19 protein-coding genes and 1 pseudogene are annotated in these 19,822 nt (G+C 61.7%); 13 read left to right on the forward strand and 7 right to left on the reverse strand.

Annotated features, from left to right (window positions below):
• Positions 1-18: 18 nt before the first annotated feature.
• The 3 genes from JYJ39_RS05430 to JYJ39_RS05440 form a co-directional block, all read right to left on the reverse strand.
• Positions 19-1,119, reverse strand: a complete 1,101-nt coding sequence (locus JYJ39_RS05430; protein ID WP_205202711.1) for a YeeE/YedE family protein — start codon at positions 1,117-1,119, stop codon at positions 19-21.
• A 1-nt stretch (position 1,120) separates the two neighbouring features.
• Positions 1,121-1,798: a 7-cyano-7-deazaguanine synthase QueC gene (gene queC, locus JYJ39_RS05435; protein WP_205202712.1), complete on the reverse strand. Its 678-nt coding sequence runs from the start codon at positions 1,796-1,798 to the stop codon at positions 1,121-1,123.
• Between the two features lie 83 nt (positions 1,799-1,881).
• Positions 1,882-2,562: a Crp/Fnr family transcriptional regulator gene (locus JYJ39_RS05440; RefSeq protein ID WP_205202713.1), complete on the reverse strand. Its 681-nt coding sequence runs from the start codon at positions 2,560-2,562 to the stop codon at positions 1,882-1,884.
• Positions 2,563-2,891: 329 nt separating this feature from the next.
• Here JYJ39_RS05440 and JYJ39_RS05445 point away from each other — a divergent pair, with 329 nt between their 5' ends.
• The 10 genes and pseudogenes from JYJ39_RS05445 (at position 2,892) to JYJ39_RS05490 (ending at position 14,215) form a co-directional block, all read left to right on the forward strand.
• Complete coding sequence (locus JYJ39_RS05445; protein ID WP_205202715.1) at positions 2,892-3,254, forward strand: rhodanese-like domain-containing protein; 363 nt, start codon at positions 2,892-2,894, stop codon at positions 3,252-3,254.
• Positions 3,255-3,350: 96 nt separating this feature from the next.
• Positions 3,351-4,970, forward strand: a complete 1,620-nt coding sequence (locus JYJ39_RS05450) for a methyl-accepting chemotaxis protein (protein ID WP_240189555.1) — start codon at positions 3,351-3,353, stop codon at positions 4,968-4,970.
• A 283-nt stretch (positions 4,971-5,253) separates the two neighbouring features.
• Entirely contained in the window at positions 5,254-7,215 is a 1,962-nt protein-coding gene (locus tag JYJ39_RS05455) for an AMP-dependent synthetase/ligase (protein WP_205202717.1), read from the forward strand.
• A 1-nt stretch (position 7,216) separates the two neighbouring features.
• Positions 7,217-7,997 (forward strand): annotated as a pseudogene (locus JYJ39_RS05460) (ABC transporter ATP-binding protein).
• Positions 7,998-8,008: 11 nt separating this feature from the next.
• Positions 8,009-8,923 carry a branched-chain amino acid ABC transporter permease gene (locus tag JYJ39_RS05465; protein ID WP_205202719.1) on the forward strand — a complete coding sequence of 305 codons (915 nt, stop codon included), beginning with the start codon at positions 8,009-8,011 and terminating at the stop codon, positions 8,921-8,923.
• Positions 8,924-8,935: 12 nt separating this feature from the next.
• Positions 8,936-10,012 (forward strand): branched-chain amino acid ABC transporter permease, encoded by a 1,077-nt coding sequence (locus tag JYJ39_RS05470; RefSeq protein WP_205202722.1) that lies wholly within the window; start codon positions 8,936-8,938, stop codon positions 10,010-10,012.
• 40 nt (positions 10,013-10,052) lie between these two features.
• Entirely contained in the window at positions 10,053-11,372 is a 1,320-nt protein-coding gene (locus tag JYJ39_RS05475) for an ABC transporter substrate-binding protein (protein WP_205202724.1), read from the forward strand.
• A 72-nt stretch (positions 11,373-11,444) separates the two neighbouring features.
• A complete protein-coding gene (locus JYJ39_RS05480) occupies positions 11,445-12,293 on the forward strand; it encodes an ABC transporter ATP-binding protein (RefSeq protein WP_205202726.1) in 849 nt (282 codons plus the stop codon).
• Positions 12,294-12,454: 161 nt separating this feature from the next.
• The gene (locus JYJ39_RS05485; protein WP_205202728.1) at positions 12,455-13,684 is read left to right on the forward strand and encodes a phenylacetate--CoA ligase family protein; all 1,230 of its coding nucleotides are present in this window, start codon (positions 12,455-12,457) and stop codon (positions 13,682-13,684) included.
• Between the two features lie 15 nt (positions 13,685-13,699).
• The gene (locus tag JYJ39_RS05490) at positions 13,700-14,215 is read left to right on the forward strand and encodes a hypothetical protein (protein WP_205202730.1); all 516 of its coding nucleotides are present in this window, start codon (positions 13,700-13,702) and stop codon (positions 14,213-14,215) included.
• 45 nt (positions 14,216-14,260) lie between these two features.
• Here JYJ39_RS05490 and JYJ39_RS05495 read toward each other — a convergent pair whose 3' ends face one another.
• Positions 14,261-15,445, reverse strand: a complete 1,185-nt coding sequence (locus JYJ39_RS05495) for a CaiB/BaiF CoA transferase family protein (RefSeq protein ID WP_205202732.1) — start codon at positions 15,443-15,445, stop codon at positions 14,261-14,263.
• A 97-nt stretch (positions 15,446-15,542) separates the two neighbouring features.
• Here JYJ39_RS05495 and JYJ39_RS05500 point away from each other — a divergent pair, with 97 nt between their 5' ends.
• A complete protein-coding gene (locus JYJ39_RS05500; protein ID WP_205202734.1) occupies positions 15,543-16,136 on the forward strand; it encodes a hypothetical protein in 594 nt (197 codons plus the stop codon).
• An 84-nt stretch (positions 16,137-16,220) separates the two neighbouring features.
• On the opposite strand, the gene JYJ39_RS05505 is transcribed toward JYJ39_RS05500, so the two are convergent.
• Positions 16,221-17,075 carry an SPFH domain-containing protein gene (locus JYJ39_RS05505; RefSeq protein ID WP_205202736.1) on the reverse strand — a complete coding sequence of 285 codons (855 nt, stop codon included), beginning with the start codon at positions 17,073-17,075 and terminating at the stop codon, positions 16,221-16,223.
• Positions 17,076-17,092: 17 nt separating this feature from the next.
• Positions 17,093-17,542: an NfeD family protein gene (locus tag JYJ39_RS05510; protein ID WP_205202738.1), complete on the reverse strand. Its 450-nt coding sequence runs from the start codon at positions 17,540-17,542 to the stop codon at positions 17,093-17,095.
• 92 nt (positions 17,543-17,634) lie between these two features.
• Between JYJ39_RS05510 and JYJ39_RS05515 the strand changes: the two genes are divergently transcribed.
• Positions 17,635-18,543 (forward strand): AEC family transporter, encoded by a 909-nt coding sequence (locus JYJ39_RS05515; protein ID WP_205202740.1) that lies wholly within the window; start codon positions 17,635-17,637, stop codon positions 18,541-18,543.
• 5 nt (positions 18,544-18,548) lie between these two features.
• Here the strand turns inward: JYJ39_RS05515 and JYJ39_RS05520 are convergent, their stop codons facing one another.
• A complete protein-coding gene (locus JYJ39_RS05520; RefSeq protein WP_430622467.1) occupies positions 18,549-19,055 on the reverse strand; it encodes a PhaM family polyhydroxyalkanoate granule multifunctional regulatory protein in 507 nt (168 codons plus the stop codon).
• A gap of 89 nt (positions 19,056-19,144) precedes the next feature.
• On the opposite strand from JYJ39_RS05520, the gene JYJ39_RS05525 reads away from it, so the two are divergent.
• Positions 19,145-19,822, forward strand: a complete 678-nt coding sequence (locus tag JYJ39_RS05525; RefSeq protein ID WP_205202742.1) for a response regulator transcription factor — start codon at positions 19,145-19,147, stop codon at positions 19,820-19,822.

Consider the following 19,822-nt stretch of genomic DNA (forward strand, 5'->3'; position numbering starts at 1 on the left):
TGGCCACAGCCGTGCCGATCACGCTTCGCGCATGATGCGCCAGTACTGGAATTTCAGGGCGGCCACGGCGCCGGCAATAATCGCAGCCAGGGCGAGGAAGGACCCCAGTGCCAGGGTGGATACACCGCTCAACCCCTGGCCGATGGTGCAGCCGAGGGCGGTGACGCCGCCAAATCCCATCAGGGCGGCACCGATCAGGTGGTTGGCCGTATCCTCCACACCGCTAAACCCCTCCCAGCGAAAACTGCGGGTGGCCAGCGACCAGAGCAGCGAACCCGCCAACAGGCCGAGGACAGTGGTGATGCCCACGGTCAGGACGCGGCTGCTATCGGACCACAGCATCAGCCACTCCAGGGTATAGGCAACCGGCCCGACAAAAGTGAATGCTTCCATACGCCCGCTATTGGTGGCGAGAAACGCTTCCTGCAGGGTTTCCGGGTGTTCCGCAACATAGCCCAGATGGCCGCTGACATACCAGGCAGCAACAATGACCAGGCCGCTGCCAAGACCGCCGACGAGGTTGTCGATCGTCCAGAAATCACGCCGGGCCAGACTCCAGGCCACCAGCGCCCCGCCGCAGCCATACACCGCCAGCCCGCGGGCGAGGCTGCCGTCCACCCCGGCCTGGCGCAGCAGGCTGGTGAGGTCAGCGCCTTGCGGCAGGGGAATCGACCAAGGGTCAAGCAGGTTGACGCGCCACACGCCAAATAGGCCGCGCATGGTCATGTAGGCCGTCAGGCCCAGGACCAGGAGCACCACCAGCGACTTCAGATTGCCACCGCCAATGCGGAGCAATGTTTTCGAGCCGCAGCCGGACGCCAGCACCATGCCGAACCCGAAGCAGAAGCCGCCTAGGGTGAAAGACAACCAAGGCAGACTGCCGCTGCGGTAGAGCGATTTGTTCAGGTCGATCAGGCCGGCCAACTCCAGTGAACCAGCCCCCAGTATGGCCACGCCGATCGCCAGCAGCCACATCCGCATGCGGCTCCAGTCGCCCATGTTCACAATGTCGGCAACGGCGCCCATGGTACAGAAATGGGTTTTCTGGCCGATCAGGGCAAAAATGAAGGCGAGCGCAAAGCTCAGGCCGAGAATCAGGTCGGGTGACAGCGCGTTCATGTCAGCATTGGTAGCGGGTGGGGTCGGTGATGCCGGCGGCGGCAAATCCGGCGGCGCGCAGGCGGCAGGAATCGCATACGCCGCAGGCGCGCCCTTCGGCATCCGCCTGGTAGCAGGATACGGTGAGACCGTAATCGACGCCGAGGCGCACGCCCTGCCGGATGATGTCGGCCTTGGACAGGTCGATCAACGGCGCGTGGATATGCACCCCTTGTCCTTCCACGCCAGCCCTGGTGGCGAGATTGGCCATTTTTTCAAAGGCGGCGATGTACTCCGGGCGGCAATCCGGATAGCCGGAATAATCCACCGCATTGACGCCGACGAAAATATCGCGGCTGCCCAGCACTTCCGCCCAGGCCAGCGCCAAGGACAACATGATGGTGTTGCGCGCCGGGACGTAGGTGATGGGGATACCGCCCTGGGCGCCGTCAACCGGCACTGCCAGGGAGGTATCGGTCAGCGCCGAGCCGCCGAATTGCGCCAAGCCGAAGTCGATCACGCGTTGTTCGCTGGCGCCCAGCGCGGCAGCCACCCGCTGCGCTGCGGCCAGTTCGGCACGATGACGCTGGCCATAATCGAAGGACAGGCAATAGGTGGCGAATCCCTGCTGTTTTGCCAGAGCCAGACAGGTGGCCGAATCGAGGCCGCCGGAAAGGAGAACGACTGCTTTTTTCATCATGGGGCGCGAATATACCCGAATTTGGCGATGGCCAATTTGTACGCCATTCTGGCGTGGTTGGGGCGGCGGCTTGCACAGGCCGGTTACACATTTTCCCCGAAGTGCTGCAGGCCATCGAGATCGATGACGTGGATGCCGCCATATTCGCAGCGCACCAGCCCGGCTTCTTCCAGCGCCTTGATCCCCTGGTTGGCCCGCTGGCGGGAGACCCCGGCGAGATAACCAAGCTCTTCCTGCGAGATTTGCAGCAGGCGCTGGGTGCCGGGGTACAACACCGGGTTGAACAGGGCGGCCAGCACACGGGCGATGCGGGTGTCGATGCCGAGCATGCGCTCGTTTTCCATCATGCCGATGAACTGGCCCAGGCGTTCGTTCAACTGGGTGATCATGTAGCGGTTGAAGGGAATGCTGTGGTCCAGTAGCCACAGAAAGGTGGCGCGGTTCATGAATGCCACTCGTGTTTCGCGGATGGCCATCACATCGTAGCGGCGCGGTTCTTCCTTGAGCAGGGAACCTTCGCCGAACCAGCCGCCCGTGCTGATGCCGGTCAGCGAGGTGGTCTTGCCGCTGGTCCAGTGGCTGGCCATCTTGCCCAGGCCATCGATGATGCCCATCCAGTGGGTGACCGGTTCGCCTTTCATGCAGATGAAGGCGTTGGCGGGGAAGCGTCGTTCCACCGTGCCGGCCAGGGCGCGCTGGAACGCGTCCGCGCTCAGTGCCTGCCCCCAAAGGGAGTTGCGCAGCAATGTTTCGATGGTGTTCAACGTTCGTTTCCCTGTGCCGTGTCGAGGCTGATTATAGGGGGTGGAGTTTGTTCCGGGGATGCGCGTGTCGAGAGTCGGCATGACGCATGCTGTAAACGTAACGGTCGATTCCGGGTGGATGGCAACGTTTCGTAAAGCACCTGTGGCTGGCCTTTTCCAGGATTGTGGTTGACTTTCATGTCGGGGACAACATAGCCTGCAGCCGACAGCCGCACAGAACGTAGGGGTATTTGGCACTCCGGGTTGCAGGCGTTGTGCGCCTCTGTCATCGACTGACCACTCATAAAAAACAAGATTCTGCAACCGTGCAGGCGGTGGAAGAAACCCCGATGACGATCCCGGGCGGGACCTATGTCACCACGGCACAGGCCAAGGCGCAGTTCGACAAGGGCGCCGTGTTCATCGATTCGCGCGTGCCGGCCGAATACGCCGAAGAGCACATCAAGGGGGCCACCAGCGTTGTTTACCGGGAAAAGCACAGCAAGGTGTCGACGATTGATCCGGAGGACAAGATGGACTTGGCCAAATTGCCGGCCGATAAGGCCAAGCCGCTGGTCTTCTACTGTAACGGTTCGCCTTGCTGGCGCGCCTACAAGGGCGCTGTGATGGCGATCAAGGCCGGCTACAGCAAGGTGAATTGGTACCGTGACGGGCTGCCGGCCTGGAAAGCTGCCGGTCATCCGGTCGAGTAATCGGAGTAATTCTGCAGGCGCTTGCCCTTGGCGGGGCAAGCGCCTGTTTGCCTGATTGCCCTTCTTCTCGACAAACCCTCACTTTCCCCTAGCGACATGCAACTGACCATCGGCAAAAAACTCTATCTTTTCGCCGCCATTGCCCTGCTGATGTTGATCGCCCTGACCACGATCAACCTGTTCGGTGGCCGTCAGGCCAACGCGGACATGCAGAACATGGTGGAGCATGAAGTCAAAACCCTTCTTCTGACGCAGGCCATAGACCGCGATCTGCTTGAAATCCGTTTCCGCGTCGCCGGCGTCGTGCTCGATCAATTACCGAGTGTTGGCGCCCAGAATCACCTGAAGCAGGCGCGCCAGGCGATCGAAAGCAACTGGCAGGCGTTTGCGGCGATCTTCGTTGCCCATTCCACAGAAGAAAGCGAACTGGCGGCGCAGATTGCCGAAGGCATCAAGGCCCTGCCGCCGATCTTCAGTACGATTGATAGCCTCTACGGCGCCAACGATAACGAGGCGTTGAAGATGGTGCTGGAAGATGATTGGCCAATTGTCATCACCAAGGTGCAGAAACCCCTGGCTCAACTGGTCAAACTGCGCGAGGACAGCCTTGCCCAGTTGCAGGCGCAGAGCCTGCAGGACGGTCAGCGCCGTACCACTCTGACCCTGGGTATTTCGGTGCTGGCAGCGGTTTTGCTGCTGGCGATTGCGACATTCATCATTCGCTCCATTACGCGGCCGTTGGCCAGTTTGCAGGACACCATCGTGCAGGTCGAGCGCAGTGGTGACTGCACCCTGCGTGTCGGGATCCAGGCGCAGGATGAAATCGGCCACACTGCCGCGGCCTTTGACGGCATGCTGGCCCGCATTGCGGCCTTGATCGGCGAGACCCGTGGCTCGGCGACGGCCATTGCCGCAGCGGCGCAGGAAATGTCCGCGGCCGGGGTACAGGTGGCGCGCGGTTCCGGTGAGCAGTCAGCAGCGGCTTCGGCGGTGGCGGCGGCGATTGAGCAGACCTCGGTCAGCATGTCGGAAACGGCGCACAACGCGCAGCTGGCCGACGAAACGGCGACCCGCGCGCGCAACAATATCGAGACGACGCTGGCGACCGTACGTGATGCCGCTGACAACGTCGACAACCTGGCCGCCATGATCTCCGAAGCCAGCGGCGACATTGCCCGTCTGGCGGAAAGCTCACGGCAGATTGACGGCATTGTGCGCACCATCAAGGACATTGCCGACCAGACCAATCTGCTCGCCCTGAATGCGGCCATTGAAGCAGCCCGTGCCGGTGAGCAGGGACGTGGTTTTGCAGTGGTGGCCGACGAGGTGCGCAAGCTGGCTGAAAATACCGCGCATGCCACCAACGAAATCTCCGGTTTGATCAGTGGTGTTCAGTCTCAGGTCGATGCTGCGGTATACCGCATGCAGGCCGCCAACGAGAAGGCTGGCACGGCGCGCGAGCGGGTGGTGGCCTCGACCGATACCCTGGACAGCGCAAACGCCGAAACGCACCGGGTGACGGAGTCGGTGCGCACTATCGCTGACGCGATGCGCGAGCAGGATTCGGCGGTACAGCAGGTTTCCCAGCGCATCGAGCAGATTGCCCAGATGACCGAAGAGAACACGGCGGCCGCCGATGCCGCTGCGCGCACGGCGCAGCATCTCGACGAATTGGCCGACGGTTTGCGCCAGTCGGTAGCCAAGTTCAAGGTCTGAACAGACACCAGCGGCGGTTAGCAGGTCGCTACTGCCAGCAAAAACGGCGGAACAGCACAATGTTCCGCCGTTTTTCGTCGACCCTGCCGAGCGTATCGGCCCATGCTGTGGCGCCCTCTTTCTCCAACAATGTCCCCCGGATGACATTCACGCTCCGCGGCAGGGCCTAGACTGTCCTGCATGGGCCCTTTCCCTCCTGCAAGTTTGCTGTAAGGCAGCCGGGACAGAATGACCCGCACCCAGACAGATCGCAAACAAAGAGTTGCGGCGGAGGAGACAATTTATGCAGGCAAAGTATTCGGCGCCGGATGGGCAGCACACCTTCCCGCGTCTGTTGATGCACCATGCAGCGACCCGTGGGCAGGCGCCTGCCATGCGCGAGAAGGATCTCGGCATCTGGCAGACCTGGACTTGGGCTGCTGTCGCCGAACGTGTGCGCGCCCTGGCCTGCGGCCTGGCCGAGCTGGGGTTTCGGCGGGGTGACAATCTGGCCATCGTGGGTGACAACCGGCCGCATCTTTACATGATGATGACCGCCGCCCAGTGTCTGGGCGGCATACCTGTGCCGCTCTATCAGGATGCGGTGGCTGAGGAAATGCTGTTCGTCATGCAGGATGCCGGCGTTCGCTTCGTGGTGGTCGAAGACCAGGAGCAGGTCGACAAGATGCTGGAGATCCGGGGGCAGATTCCGCACCTGGAGCACATCATTTATGACGACCCGCGCGGCATGCGCCACTACACCGAGAGTTTCCTGCACGATGTCGAGGCCTTGATGGAGCTGGGGCGCGTCCATGACCGCAACCATCCCGATTTTCTTGACGGCGAGATCGAGCGGGGGCATTTCGATGATGTCTCGGTCATGCTCTATACCTCCGGCACCACGGGCAAGCCGAAGGGCGTCTGCCAGACACACGCCGCCTTCATCGCGGCGGCGCGGGGAGGCATCGAGGTTGACCGCATGACGGCCGACGGTGACATCCTGTCCTACCTGCCCATGGCCTGGGTCGGCGACCACCTGTTTTCCTTCGCCCAGGCGATGGTCGCCGGCTTCACCATCAACTGCCCGGAGTCCGGCGATACGGTGATGACCGACTTGCGCGAGATCGGGCCGACCTACTACTTTGCCCCGCCGCGTGTTTTCGAGAGCCTGCTGACGTCGGTGATGATCCGCATGGAAGATGCCGGCAAACTGAAGCAGCTCCTGTTCCAGCACTTCATGGCGGTGGCGCAGCGTTGCGGCGCCGACATTCTCGACCGCAAACCGGTACCTCTGGCGGATCGTCTGCAGTACTGGCTGGGCAACCTGTTCATTTATGGGCCCTTGTGCAATGTACTCGGGATGAGCCGCATCCGTGTCGCCTATACCGCGGGAGCGGCGATCGGACCGGATCTGTTCCGGTTCTATCGCTCCATCGGCATCAATCTCAAACAGTTCTATGGTCAGACGGAAACCTGCGCCTATGTCTGCCTGCAGCACGATGGCCAGATCAAGTTCGATTCAGTGGGGCGGGCGGCACCCGGCGTGCAGCTGAAGATTGCCGATAACGGCGAAGTTCTGGTCAAGGGGCCGATGCTGCTCAAGGAATACTACAAGCGCCCGGAAGCTACAGCCGAAGCCTGCGATGACGAGGGCTGGTTCCTCACCGGCGATGCCGGTTTCCTGGATGCGGATGGCGATCTGAAGATCATCGACCGGGCCAAGGATGTCGGCAAGCTGGCCAATGGTGCGATGTTCGCTCCCAACTACATCGAGAACAAACTGAAATTCTTCCAGTACGTCAAGGAAGCGGTCTGCTTCGGCGCCGACCGCGAGATGGTGACCGCCTTCATCAATATTGACGTCGGCGCTGTCGGTAACTGGGCTGAACGTCGCGGTATCGCCTACGCCGGCTATACCGATCTGGCTGCCAAGACCGAGGTGTACGAGTTGATCAAGAGCTGTCTGGAAGAGGTCAATGCGACGCTGGCCAGCGACAGCATGGTTGCCGACTCGCAGGTGCATCGTTTCCTCATCCTGCACAAGGAACTCGATCCCGACGACGACGAGTTGACCCGCACGCGCAAGGTCCGCCGCAACTTCGTTTCCGAGAAATACAAGGTGTTGATCGACGCGCTCTACGGCGGCCTGCCGTCGCAATTCATCGAAACCGAGGTCAAATTCGAGGACGGTCGTCGCGGCAAGGTGTCCGCCGACTTGCGCATCGTCGATTGCAAGACCTTCCCGATTGCACGAAAGGCGGCATGAGATGGCCAAGAAAATCGGCGACGTCATTCTCGATCTGCAGAACATTTCCCTGCGCTTCGGCGGCGTCAAGGCGCTGACCGACATTTCCTTCGACGTCCGCGAACACGAGATCCGCGCCATCATCGGCCCGAACGGCGCGGGCAAGAGCTCGATGCTCAATGTGATCAACGGCGTTTACCACCCGCAGGAAGGCAAGGTGTTCTGGCGCGGCAGCGAGCGCAAGAAAATGGAACCGCACATGGCGGCGCAGCAGAACATCGCCCGCACCTTCCAGAACATCGCGTTGTTCAAGGGTATGAGCGTGCTCGACAACATCATGACCGGGCGCATCACCAAGATGAAATCGACCTTCCTCGAGCACGCGCTGTGGTTCGGCCGGGCCAAGAACGAGGAGCTGGAGCACCGCAAGAAGGTCGAGGAGGTGATCGACTTCCTCGAAATCCAGCACATCCGCAAAACGCCGGTCGGGCGGCTGCCCTACGGTCTGCAGAAGCGCGTTGAGCTCGGCCGGGCGCTTGCCGCCGAGCCGTCGATGCTGCTCCTCGACGAGCCGATGGCGGGCATGAACGTCGAGGAAAAGCAGGACATGTGCCGTTTCATCCTCGACGTGAACGACCAGTTCGGCACCACCATCGTCCTCATCGAGCACGACATGGGTGGTGATGGACATCTCCGACCGGGTGGTGGTGCTCGACTACGGCAAGAAGATCGGCGACGGCTCGCCGGACGACGTGAAGAACAACGAAGACGTGATCAAGGCCTATCTGGGCCAGGGTCACTGAGGAGACGGAAGATGGAATTCTTTTTTGAAGTTCTCATCGGCGGTTTGCTCAGCGGCGTCATGTACGCACTGGTCGCCCTCGGTTTCGTGTTGATCTACAAGGCCTCCGGCGTGTTCAACTTCGCCCAGGGGGCGATGGTCTATCTTGCTGCGTTGTCGGTGGTCGGCATCATGGAATGGGGGGCGCCGTTGTGGCTGGCGGTGATTCTGGCCTTTGGCATCATGACCGCCTTCGGTATCGGCACCGAGAAGTTCGTGCTCAGGAAGCTGGTGAACCAGCCGCCGATCGCGTTGTTCATGGCCACCATCGGCCTGACTTTCTTCATCGAGGGGCTGGCGCCGATGATCTTCGGCTCCGATCCGCGCGCTCTTGATATCGGCATCGTCGACGAGCCGATCCCCTACATCCTCGACAACTGGAACATGGTCATCTCCAAGTTCGACTTGATCGCGGCCGGTGTCGCCGCCTTGCTGGTCACCGTGCTCGCCCTGTTCTTCCAGTACACGCGGATCGGCCGCGCCCTGCGCGCGGTCGCCGACGACCACCAGGCGGCGCTGTCGATCGGCATTCCACTGCAGCACATCTGGGCCATCGTCTGGGGCGTTGCCGGCTTCGTCGCGCTGGTTGCCGGCATGATGTGGGGCGCGAGAAACGGCGTGCAGTTTGCGCTCACTTTCACGGCATTGAAGGCGCTGCCGGTGCTCATTCTCGGCGGCTTCACCTCGGTGCCGGGCGCCATCGTTGGTGGTCTGATCATCGGTGCTTCGGAAAAGCTCGCCGAAATCTACATCCCGCCGGTGATGCAGGACCTCTTCGGTGGCAACTTCGGCGGCATCGAAGGCTGGTTCCCCTATGTGCTGGCCCTGTTGTTCCTGCTGGTACGGCCGGAAGGGCTGTTCGGCGAAAAACACATCGACCGGGTCTAAGGAGAAAACGCGATGCTTTACCGTGAAGCCGGTCAGTTCAAGACTACTTACGCCGCCGATCAGCAGCTGTTTCCGATCCGTCAGGATCGCATCGGCGTCCTGTTGTTGCTTGCCGTGGCCTTTTTCGGCGTGCCGCTGTTTGCCAGTGAATACTGGTTCTCGGCCATCCTCATTCCTTTCCTGATCTTCTCGCTGGCGGCGCTCGGGCTCAATATCCTGACCGGTTACGCCGGCCAGTTGTCGCTTGGCACCGCCGCCTTCATGGCGGTCGGCGCCTACGCCGCCTACAACTTCCAGTTGCGCATCGAAGGCATCCCGATCCTGGTGTCCTTCATCGGTGCCGGTCTGGTTGCAGCCGGCGTCGGCATCCTGTTCGGCCTGCCCAGCCTGCGCATCAAGGGTTTTTACCTGGCCGTGGCGACGCTGGCGGCGCAGTTCTTCATCGTCTGGTGCCTGACCAAGTTTCCCTGGTTGTCGAACAATTCCTCGTCGGGTGTGATTTCGGCGCAGAACATCGAGATTCTGGGTTTTGCCTTCAATACGCCGGTGAGCAAGTATTTGCTGGTGCTGGCGATTGTCGTCGTCATGGCGCTGGCGGCCAAGAACATGGTGCGCTCATCGACCGGGCGGGCCTGGATGGCGGTACGTGACATGGACGTCGCCGCTTCGGTGATCGGTATCCGTCTGATGCGTACCAAACTGCTCGCCTTTGCCGTCAGTTCTTTCTACTGCGGTGTGGCCGGCGCTCTCTACGCCTACTGCTACCTCGGCTCGGTCGAGCCGGACGGTTTCTCGCTCGACATGTCCTTCCGCATCCTGTTCATGATCATCATCGGCGGCGTCGGTTCGATTCTTGGTTCCTTCCTCGGTGCCGCCTTCATCCTGCTCCTGCCCATTTTCCTGGACATCACCCTGCCTGCTCTGGCCGGGGTGTTCGGCTTACCCTTCTCCAGCGCCACCGTGTCGCACATCCAGATCCTGGTGTTCGGGGCGCTGATCATGTTCTTCCTGATCGTCGAGCCGCACGGGTTGGCCCGTCTGTGGCAGATCGCCAAGGAGAAGCTGCGCCTGTGGCCATTCCCGCACTGAGAACCGGCCTTTTTTTGTAACACTGGAAGGAGACATACACATGAAAATAAATTTCAAGCCCGCTGTTGCCGCTGCCGCGGTTTCCCTGGCCCTGATCGCACCGCAGACTTTCGCTGCCGAGCAGTTCTTCCCCATCCCGAGTTACCGCGTCGGCGCCTATGGTGCCAACGGCCAGGCTTTCTACGGTGGCTTCATCGATTACCTGAACTACGTCAATACCAAGGAAGGCGGTGTCAACGGCGTGACCCTGACCTGGGAAGAGTGTGAAACGGAATACAACAACGCCAAGGGCGTCGAGTGTTACGAGCGCCTCAAACGCAAGGCCGGTGAATCGGCGGGGCCGATCCACACCATGTCCACCGGCATTTCCTATGCGCTGATCGACAAGTCGGCACAGGACAAGCTGCCGCTGGCGATGATGGGCTACGGTCGCACCGATGCGGTGGATGGTTCCGTCTTCCCCTACGCCTTCCCGCTGGTCACCACCTATCAGATGCAGGCTTCGGCCATCGTCAGGTTCGTCAAGGAAAAACTGGGCGGCAGCCTGGAGGGCAAGAAGATCGTCTACCTCTACCATGATTCGGCCTATGGCAAGGAGGCCATCATCGCCATGGAGGCGGAGGCGGCGCTCAACAAGTTCAAACTGGTGCAGATTCCGGTGGCCCACCCGGGGAATGAGCAGAATGCGCAATGGCTGCGCATCCGTCAGGAGCGGCCGGACTATGTCGTGTTCTGGGGCTGGGGCGTGATGAACCAGACGGCGCTGAAGGCGGCGCAGAAGGTCGGTTTCCCGCGCGACAAGATGATCGGCTCGTGGTGGACCGGATCGGAAGAAGACGTGGTGCCGGCGGGCGATGCCGCCAAGGGCTACATGGCGGCAACCTGGAATCTGGCCGGCAAGCACATTCCGCTGATCGCCGATATGGAAAAAGTGATCTATGGCGCCGGCAAGGGCAACCTGCAGGACACCTCGAAGATCGGCACGGTGCTCTATAACCGCGGCGTGTCGGCGGCGGTGCTGTCGGTCGAGGCGATCCGCAAGGGACAGGAGAAGTACGGCAAGGGCAAGCCGCTCAACGGCGAGCAGACGCGCTGGGCGCTGGAAAACCTCAACATCACCGATGCCCGCATCAAGCAACTGGGGGCCACCGATCTGCTGCCGGAAATCAAGACCTCCTGCAACAATCACGAGGGCTCCGGCAAGGTGAAGATCCAGCAATGGGATGGTGCCAAGTGGGTGCCGGTATCTGGCTGGATCGAGGGCAACAAGGCGCTGATCCACCCGCTGTTCCAGGCGTCCGCCAAGCAGTATGCCAAGGAAAAGGGCATCACGCCGCGTGACTGCAGCAAGGAAAAATAAGGCGGCAGCGAGTGGCCGGGTGTGGGCGCATCCACCCCGCATCCGGCCACTGCGCACATGACGGGATACGACATGAATACACAAGCTGCGACCCAGGAAACGCACGCCGCTGCCGGCGTCGCCAACTACCTGAGCATCAACAACATCGAGGTCATCTACGACCACGTGATCCTGGTCCTCAAGGGCGTCTCGCTGGCTGTTCCCAAGGGCAAGATCGTCGCCCTGCTGGGGGCCAATGGCGCCGGCAAGTCGACCACGCTGAAGGCGATTTCCAACCTGCTGCACGCCGAGCGCGGCGATGTGACCAAGGGATCGGTCGAGTACAAGGGCCAGCGTGTTGATCAGCTGTCGCCCAACGAACTGGTCAAGCGCGGCGTCATCCAGGTCATGGAAGGGCGCCACTGCTTTGCCCACCTGAGCATCGAGGAAAACCTGCTGACCGGGGCTTATACGCGCAACATTTCGCGGGCCGAGCTGAAGGACAGTCTGGACAGGGTTTATCACTATTTCCCGCGCCTCAAGACGCGGCGCAGCTCGCAGGCCGGCTACACCTCCGGCGGCGAACAGCAGATGTGCGCCATTGGCCGGGCGCTGATGGCCAGGCCGGAGATGATCCTGCTCGATGAGCCGTCCATGGGCCTGGCACCACAGATCGTGGAAGAAATCTTCGAAATCGTGCGCGATCTGAACAGCCGCGAACAGGTCAGCTTCCTGCTGGCCGAGCAGAACACCATGGTCGCGCTCAAGTACGCCGATTTTGGCTACATCCTGGAGAACGGGCGGGTGGTGATGGAGGGCGAAGCGGAAGCACTGCGCACCAACGAGGACGTCAAGGAGTTCTACCTCGGGCTCAGTTCGGCCGGGCGGAAGTCGTTCAAGGACGTCAAGCATTACCGCCGCCGCAAGCGCTGGCTTTCGTAACGGCAGTGCGTCGCTCAGGGCGGCGTTGTCGGCCGGCTTGTTTGCAGGAGCAAACGGCGCCGGCCTCCGCCTTGCCCTGAGCGACTACTTTGCCGTTCCGGCATCCTTCCTTTATAGAACCCAATGGTTACGGCCGACCGTGAAAAACGGAGAAAAATGAAATGAGCTACTACGATTCGCTCGAAACCCGTGATCCGGCGGTGCGCGAGGCCGATCTGATGGACAAGTTGCGCCGCCAGCTGGCGCATGCCAAGCAGGCGAGCACTTACTACGCACACGTGCTGGCCGGGATTGATCCGGCGGCCTGCGACTCACGCCAGGCGCTGGCAGCACTGCCGCTGACGCGCAAGCGCGAGTTGATCGAATTGCAGAAGGCGACCCCGCCGTTTGGCGGCCTCAACGCGCTGGCCAAGGGAGAGGTGCGCCGGGTCTTCGCGTCGCCCGGGCCGATCTTCGAATTGCAGGGGGCCGAGGTCGATCACTGGCGCATGGTGCGGGCGCTTTATGCGGCGGGTTTTCGCCGTGGCGAGTTGATCCACAACTGTTTTTCCTACCATTTCACGCCCGGCGCTTTCCTCATGGAAGGGGGCGCCCGCAAGCTGGGTTGCGCGGTTTTTCCCGGTGGTGTCGGGCAGACCGAGCAGCAGGTGCAGGCCATGGTGAACCTGCGCCCGGACGGGTATGTGGGGACGCCCTCCTTCCTCAAGCTCATCATCGACAAGGCGGATGAGCTGGGTGCCGATATTTCGTCGCTGCGTAAAGCGTTGGTGTCCGGTGAAGCACTGCCCGGCGTGACCCGGACCTGCCTGGCTGAGCGCGGCATCGTCGTGCGGCAGTGCTACGCCACGGCCGATATCGGCGCCATTGCCTACGAATCCGAGATCGACGCCGGCATGGTGGTTGAGGAAGATCTGCTGCTGGAGATCGTACGTCCCGGCACCGGCGACCCAGTGCCGGCGGGCGAAGTGGGTGAAGTCGTCGTCACCACCTTCAACCGTGATTACCCGCTGATCCGTTTTGCCACCGGCGACCTGTCAGCGCTTCTGCCCGGAATGTCTGCCTGCGGCCGTACCAATCAACGCCTCAAGGGCTGGCTCGGGCGGGCGGACCAGACCACCAAGATCAAGGGCATGTTCGTGCACCCCGAGCAGGTGGCAGAAATTCAGGCGCGCTTTCCGGAAATTTCCCGCATGCGCCTGGTGGTCGACAATCCGCAGGCACAGGACCGCATGGTGTTGCAGTGCGAGCTTGAGCAGGCGCCGGATGCTTTGGTGCTGCGCCTGCGGGAAGTGCTGCGCGAACAGACCAAGTTGCGTGGCGAAGTGGCTTTCGTGGCGCGCGGGGGCTTGCCCAATGACGGGAAAGTGATCGAAGATAGGCGGGTGTATTGATTTCAGGAAATCGCCATGCGCCGTCTGGCTGCCATTCTGGCCTGTTTGCTCCTGCCGCCAGCCTCTGCGCTGGCCGAAAGCGCTGCCCTGCGGCCTTCGGCCAGTCTGTTGTTCAAGTATCCCGAACTGTTGCAGCCCGGCACTTGCGTCATGTATCGGGAAGGTGGGGCTGGCTGGGTATTGACCGAGCCGCTGTATTACCTGAAAGCGCATGTCATTGCGGCGGCTGTCAGTACCCGGCAGCTGCCACACTGTCCGCAGGTACCCGGGAAGTTGCCGGAGCAGTACAACCGTGCCGAAGCGATTCGCCACTTCCAGGCCACGCCTTGTCTGGCGGCGCATGAAGGCGAGCGCAGCGAGCAGATCGGCCTGGTGCAACTGCGCGTCGCCAGCTGGGAAACGCCTTACGAGCGCAAGATGGAAAACGCCGGCCGCCTGTACCGCGGCTATTTCCTCGATCAGCGTCTGCGCAAGGATCTGGAAATCGAACTCGAAGCCGACCTGCTAGCGCCCTGCCCGGCCGGAGAGTAAGCAAGCGACAGGAGACCACGCTGGGTGGCTACCTGTAGCGGCTACTCAAGTGCTGCGCATGAGGGACACTGCGCCGAGTGCCACCAGACGCTCGATTTCCACCGCCGTCAGTCCCAGGGCTTGCAGGCGTTCCACTGTGTGTTCGCCGAGCACGGGCGGCGCTTCCTGAACCTGTGCCGGGGTGCGCGACAGCCGGGGGGCCGGCGCCGGTTGCGCTACGCCGGCCAGTTCGATGAAGCTGGCGCGCGCCTGGTGATGCGGGTGCTGTCGTGCCTGCGCCATGGTCAGCACTGGCCAGACACAGTCATCGGTGTCCGCAAAAACATTCTCCCAGTGGGCGCGCGGCTGGCTGGCAAAGAGCGTCGTGAGGCGTGCCTTCATGCGCGGCCAGCGTGCCGTGTCGTACTGCGCCCCTTGAAAGTCAGGATCCTCGGTCAGTTGCAGGCGGGCGAGGAAGCTGGCATAGAACTGCGGCTCCAGCGGGCAGACCGACAGCCACAGGCCATCGGCGCAGGCGTAAACATCGTAGAACGGTGCGCTCGAATCGATGGCGCACTGGCCCTGCCATTCGCCCAGCGCCTCCAGATTGAACAGCCCATGTCCGAGCAGGGCAGCGCCCTCGCACATGGCCGCATCAATGACCTGCCCCTGGCCACTTTTCTGCGCTTCGATCAGCGCGCAGGCAATTCCCCAGGCCAGCAGTAGACCGCCGCCGCCCATGTCACCCACCAGCGTGGGGGGCGCCCAGGGGGCGCCGCCATGGCGGCGGCCACTATCCAGCATGCCGGCCAGCGCCGCGTAATTGGCGTCATGCCCGGCGCGGGCAGCGAGTGGTCCGCTCTGCCCCCAGCCGGTCATGCGGCCATAGACCAGGCGCGGGTTGGCCTGCAGGCAGATCTCCGGGCCAAAGCCCAGGCGCTCCATCACGCCGGGGCGGAACCCTTCGAGCAAGACATCGGTTTCGGCGATCATGCGCAGTACGAGAGGGCGTATCTCCGGATTCTTGAGATCAATGCAGATGGATTTCTTGCCACGGTTGGCCACTGCCTTGCGTCCACCGCCAAACAGCTGTGAGGCGAAGGTGCCGCCCGCCCGTTCGAGCAGTGTCACTTCCGCCCCCATGTCGGCGAGCAGCATGCCGCAGAAGGGGCCGGGGCCGATGCCGGCGAATTCGAGCACTTTGAGGCCGCTGAGCGGACCGGTTTGGGTTGAGCTGGTGCGGGTGTTCATGCGTGAATGGAGTGAGTTGAAGCGGTCCGCAGTATCGCATGTGTTTGCCGGCGGCATCGTGCTTCGGGCATGATCGCGAATTGACCGGAGGGACGCGATGAAAAGTAAGATTGATGAATTACTCGGGCGAATTGCCGCTCTGCAGGACGAACTCGACGGCGAGTACCGCCGGGCGCGTGAGGACTGGGCACGCAAGAAGGCCGAATTGGCCGACGAATTCGCCCGTCAGCAGCGGCGGTACAAGACCGGCTTGTTCCGTTTCCTGATCCGCTCCCGTTTTTTGGTGCTGCTGACCGCGCCGGTTATCTACGCGGGCTGGATTCCTTTTGTGCTGATGGATCTGTTCGTCTCGGTTTATCAGCACATCTGCTTTCGCGTCTATCGCATCCCGCGCGTGCGCCGGGCCGATTACATCGTCTTCGATCGGGCCGACCTGCCCTATCTGAATCTGGTCGAAAAATTCAACTGCTTCTACTGCTCGTACGGCAACGGTGTCGCTGCCTACACCCGCGAGATTGCCGCACGTACCGAGCAATACTGGTGCCCGATCAAGCACGCCCGCCGTATTCGGGCCGCACACGACCGCTATCCGAAATTCTTCGACTATGGCGATGCGGAAGCTTTCCAGCAGGGCTTGAACCGGCTGCGCAAGCAATACGATGATACGGATCCGCCGGCACCGCCGAGGTGAGAGGCGCTAGGGCGGCAAGTATCATTTTTTCCAGCAGGGAGCCGGAGTTCAGCCGGCGGCTCAAAGTACTGCGGGTGGTGGATTTCAGGCCTTGCGTCCGAACAGGCCTTTGACCGCTTCCTGCAGGTCGGCTGGCAACACGACCAGCTTGGCGTTGTCTTTCTCGCCCAGGCGTTCCATCGCCGCGATGTATTTCTCGCCGAGCAGGTAAGCCATCGGTGTGGAGTGGTCGCCAATGGCGGAAGTGACGCGGCGGATGGCTTCGGCGGAGGCTTCGGCCAGCATTACCTGGGCGTCGGCGTCGCGCTTGGCTGACTCCAGACGGGCTTCGGCTTCCAGAATGGCGGACTGCTTGGCGCCTTCGGAGCGGGTGACCACCGCCTTGCGTTCGCGCTCGGCTGCGGCCTGCATTTCCATGGCTTTCTGCATCGATTGCGACGGCTTGATGTCCTGGATTTCCACTGACTTCACCGTAAGGCCCCAGTCGATGGCTTCATCGGCGATGCTTTCGCGCAGTCGCGCCTTGATCTTGTCACGCGACGACAGGGCTTCGTCGAGTTCCATTTCGCCGATGATGGAGCGCAGCGTGGTCATGATCAGGTTGCGGATGGCTTCGGAGAAATTGGTCACGCCATAAACGGCTTTGACCGGGTCGGTGACTTTCACGAAAGCGATGGCGTTGGTCAGGATGACGGCGTTGTCGCGGGTAATCACCTCCTGCTCCTGGACGTCGAGGATGATGTCCTTGGTGATCAGCTTGTAGGCAACGTTGTCCAGATAGGGGATGACGATGTTCAGGCCCGGCTTCAGGGTGTTGAGATATTTGCCCAGACGCTCGACCACCCATTCCTCGCCCTGCGGCACGATGCGTACGCCCTTGCCGATGGTGATGACGGCAAAGGCGAGCAGTGCAAGTGCAACGGTCAGTCCAACTTCCATCTCGATTTCTCCTGTGACTAATTTTTGACGACTTTGAGGTAATTGCCTTCAATCGCCACCACGCGTACCCGGTCGCCGGCGGCGATGGCTTCATCGGCGAGGCAGGTCCATTCTTCGGAGCCCAGGAGCGGGCGCTGGAAACGGACGCGACCCTTGGCAAAGGGGGCGATGGCGGCGACTGCCAGACCGATTTCGCCGACAACTTCGCCATCGGCGCTGCCACTCAGGGTGCGCGTGTCGTGCCGGAAGAAGCGGAACCAGATGAAGGTGAAGGCCAGTGAGGCAACGATCCAGAGCAGGATCTGGGCGGTGGGCGAGAGATCGAACAGGGCCAGCGACAATCCCACCAGCAGCCCCCCCAATCCGAACCAGATCAGGTAGAAGGTCGGAATTGCCAGTTCCGCGACGATCAGGATGATGCCGCCGACCAGCCAGTGCCACCATTGCAGTTGCGAGAGGATTTCCATCCGGCGAGTATTTCGGGTTTATGACGATGGGTCAAGCAGATTTGTGGTTTCTACGAATCCACAACTCGGGCGGGCTTTTCTAGAATTCGCCCATGCATACCCTCCTCCTGTTGCTGCCCGATTTTTCCCTGATCCTGCTCGGCGCCCTGATCCGGCGCTGGATGCATCTGGGCGATCACTTCTGGCAGGGGGTGGAAAAATTGGTGTATTTCATCCTGTTCCCGGCGCTGCTGGTGAATGCCATCCTGCGCACCCAGCTCGATCTGGGAGCGGCCCTGCCCTTGTTGCTGACAGCGTTTGCGGCGATGGCCGCCGGCATGTTGCTGGGACTGCTGCCGCGCCCCTTCCTGAAGGTGGCGCCCATCAATTTTGCCTCCCTGTTCCAGTGCGGTTACCGCTTCAATTCCTACATTGCCCTGGCGGTGGTGGGCATGCTTTTCGGTACGCCGGGCATTGCCACCATGGGCTTGATTCTCGGAGCAGCCGTGCCGTTTGCCAACCTGGTGTCGGTGTGGATGCTGGCACGGCACGGGACCGTTGGTGTCTGGCGGGAAATTGCACGTAATCCGCTGATTTGGGCTACTGCCGGGGGATTCCTGCTGAATCTTGCCGGCTTTCTGCCGCCGGCGCCGCTACAGGCGTTTCTTGGCCGCCTGGCAGATGCCTCGATTGCGCTGGGTTTGCTGACGGTTGGCGCGGCCTTGCGTCTGGACGGCGTCGCCGGCGTCCGCTTTTTGTCCGGCTGGCTGCTCGCGGTCAAGCTGTTGGCCCTGCCACTGGTGGCGGCGGCCATCGGCCATCTGCTCGGGCTGGATGGGCTGAGTTATCAGGTGGTGGTGCTATTTGCCGCGATGCCGACCGCGTCGTCAGCCTATATCCTGGCCATGCGCATGGGCGGGGATGGCCGCAGTGTCGCCTGGCTGATTTCTGCCAGCACCCTGGGTGCCATGCTCACCTTGCCGCTCTGGGCTGCCTGGTTACTTGCCGCCGGGCAGCCCTGAGCGGATCAGGTCGTTTTCTTCTTCGCCGTCGCGCCGGCGCGGGGGGTGCTGCGTTTTTTCGGTGGCGCCTTGGCGGCTGGCTCTGGTTTGGCCTCTGGAGCGGGAGGGGGTTCCGGCTGCATTTGTTCCAGATGTTCACGCATCTGCTGCATCATCTGCCAGGGAAACATCATCGCTTCCGTGAGGAAGGCGGGAACTTCGGCGTCGGTTTCTGCGGCCTCGGGCGCTGCGGCAGATTCGTTCTGCATCTGCTGTGCGGCCTGTGACGCCATCTGGCCCATGGCGTGCACGGTGCCCACGGTGGTACGCTGCATTTCCAGCCCTTGGATGGTCATCTGCAGCATTGAAAGATTCATGCGCAGCCAGCCTTCCACGGCCTTCATGTCCTTGATGCGCTTGTCGAGCTCATCCACATCGAAGGTCGGCGCCACCATGCCAGGCAGGGAGAAACCCATGTTCCCCCACAGATTGCGCATGAAATTGAGTGGGTCATTGCCAGGGTTCTGCATCATGTCGGCCTCCCGTTGTGTCGTTTCGTTGATCTTAAACCACTTTGTGCCACACGATGCTAGATTAGCAGCCTCTTTTACAGGAAATGGTCATGTACAGATTTTTGGTGGTCGAAGATCATGCGCTGGTGCGCGAGAGCATGGTGGGCTTGTTGCGGCAGATGGAAGAGGGGGTCAGCGTGCAGGAGTGCGCCGATCTGGAGAACGCATTCGATGTGCTCGACGAAGACAGTGACTACGATCTGATGCTGCTCGATCTGGCGCTGCCGGGCGTGGATGGTTTTTCCGGCCTGGACATCCTGCGCCGGCGCTATCCGGCCATGCCGGTCGTGGTGGTGTCAGCCTTCGATGACCCGCCTTCGGTAACCCGGGCCATTCACCTGGGCGCTTCCGGCTTCATTCCCAAAGCCCTGAACGGCAGCGAATTGCTGCATGCCGTGCGGCATGTGCTGGAAGGCAATATCTACCGCCCCAGTCTGCCGGAAGTGGCGCGTCTGGATAAACTGACGCCGCCACCGCCAGCTACCGGTCGTGGCGTGCGCCCGGAGGAGATCGGTCTGACCGAGCGTCAGGCGCAGGTGCTGGACTTGATGGTGCGAGGTTTGTCCAACCGCCTGATCGCCAAGCAGCTGAACCTGTCTGAAGGTACCGTCAAGATTCATGCGACGGCGATTTTCAAGGTGCTTGGCGTGACCAGTCGCACCCAGGCCCTGGTTGCGGCGGCACGTTATGGTCTGGAATTTGTGTCGACTGAATCCGACGAGAAGTGA

Source organism: Azonexus hydrophilus (assembly GCF_905120355.1).
GTDB lineage: Bacteria > Pseudomonadota > Gammaproteobacteria > Burkholderiales > Rhodocyclaceae > Azonexus.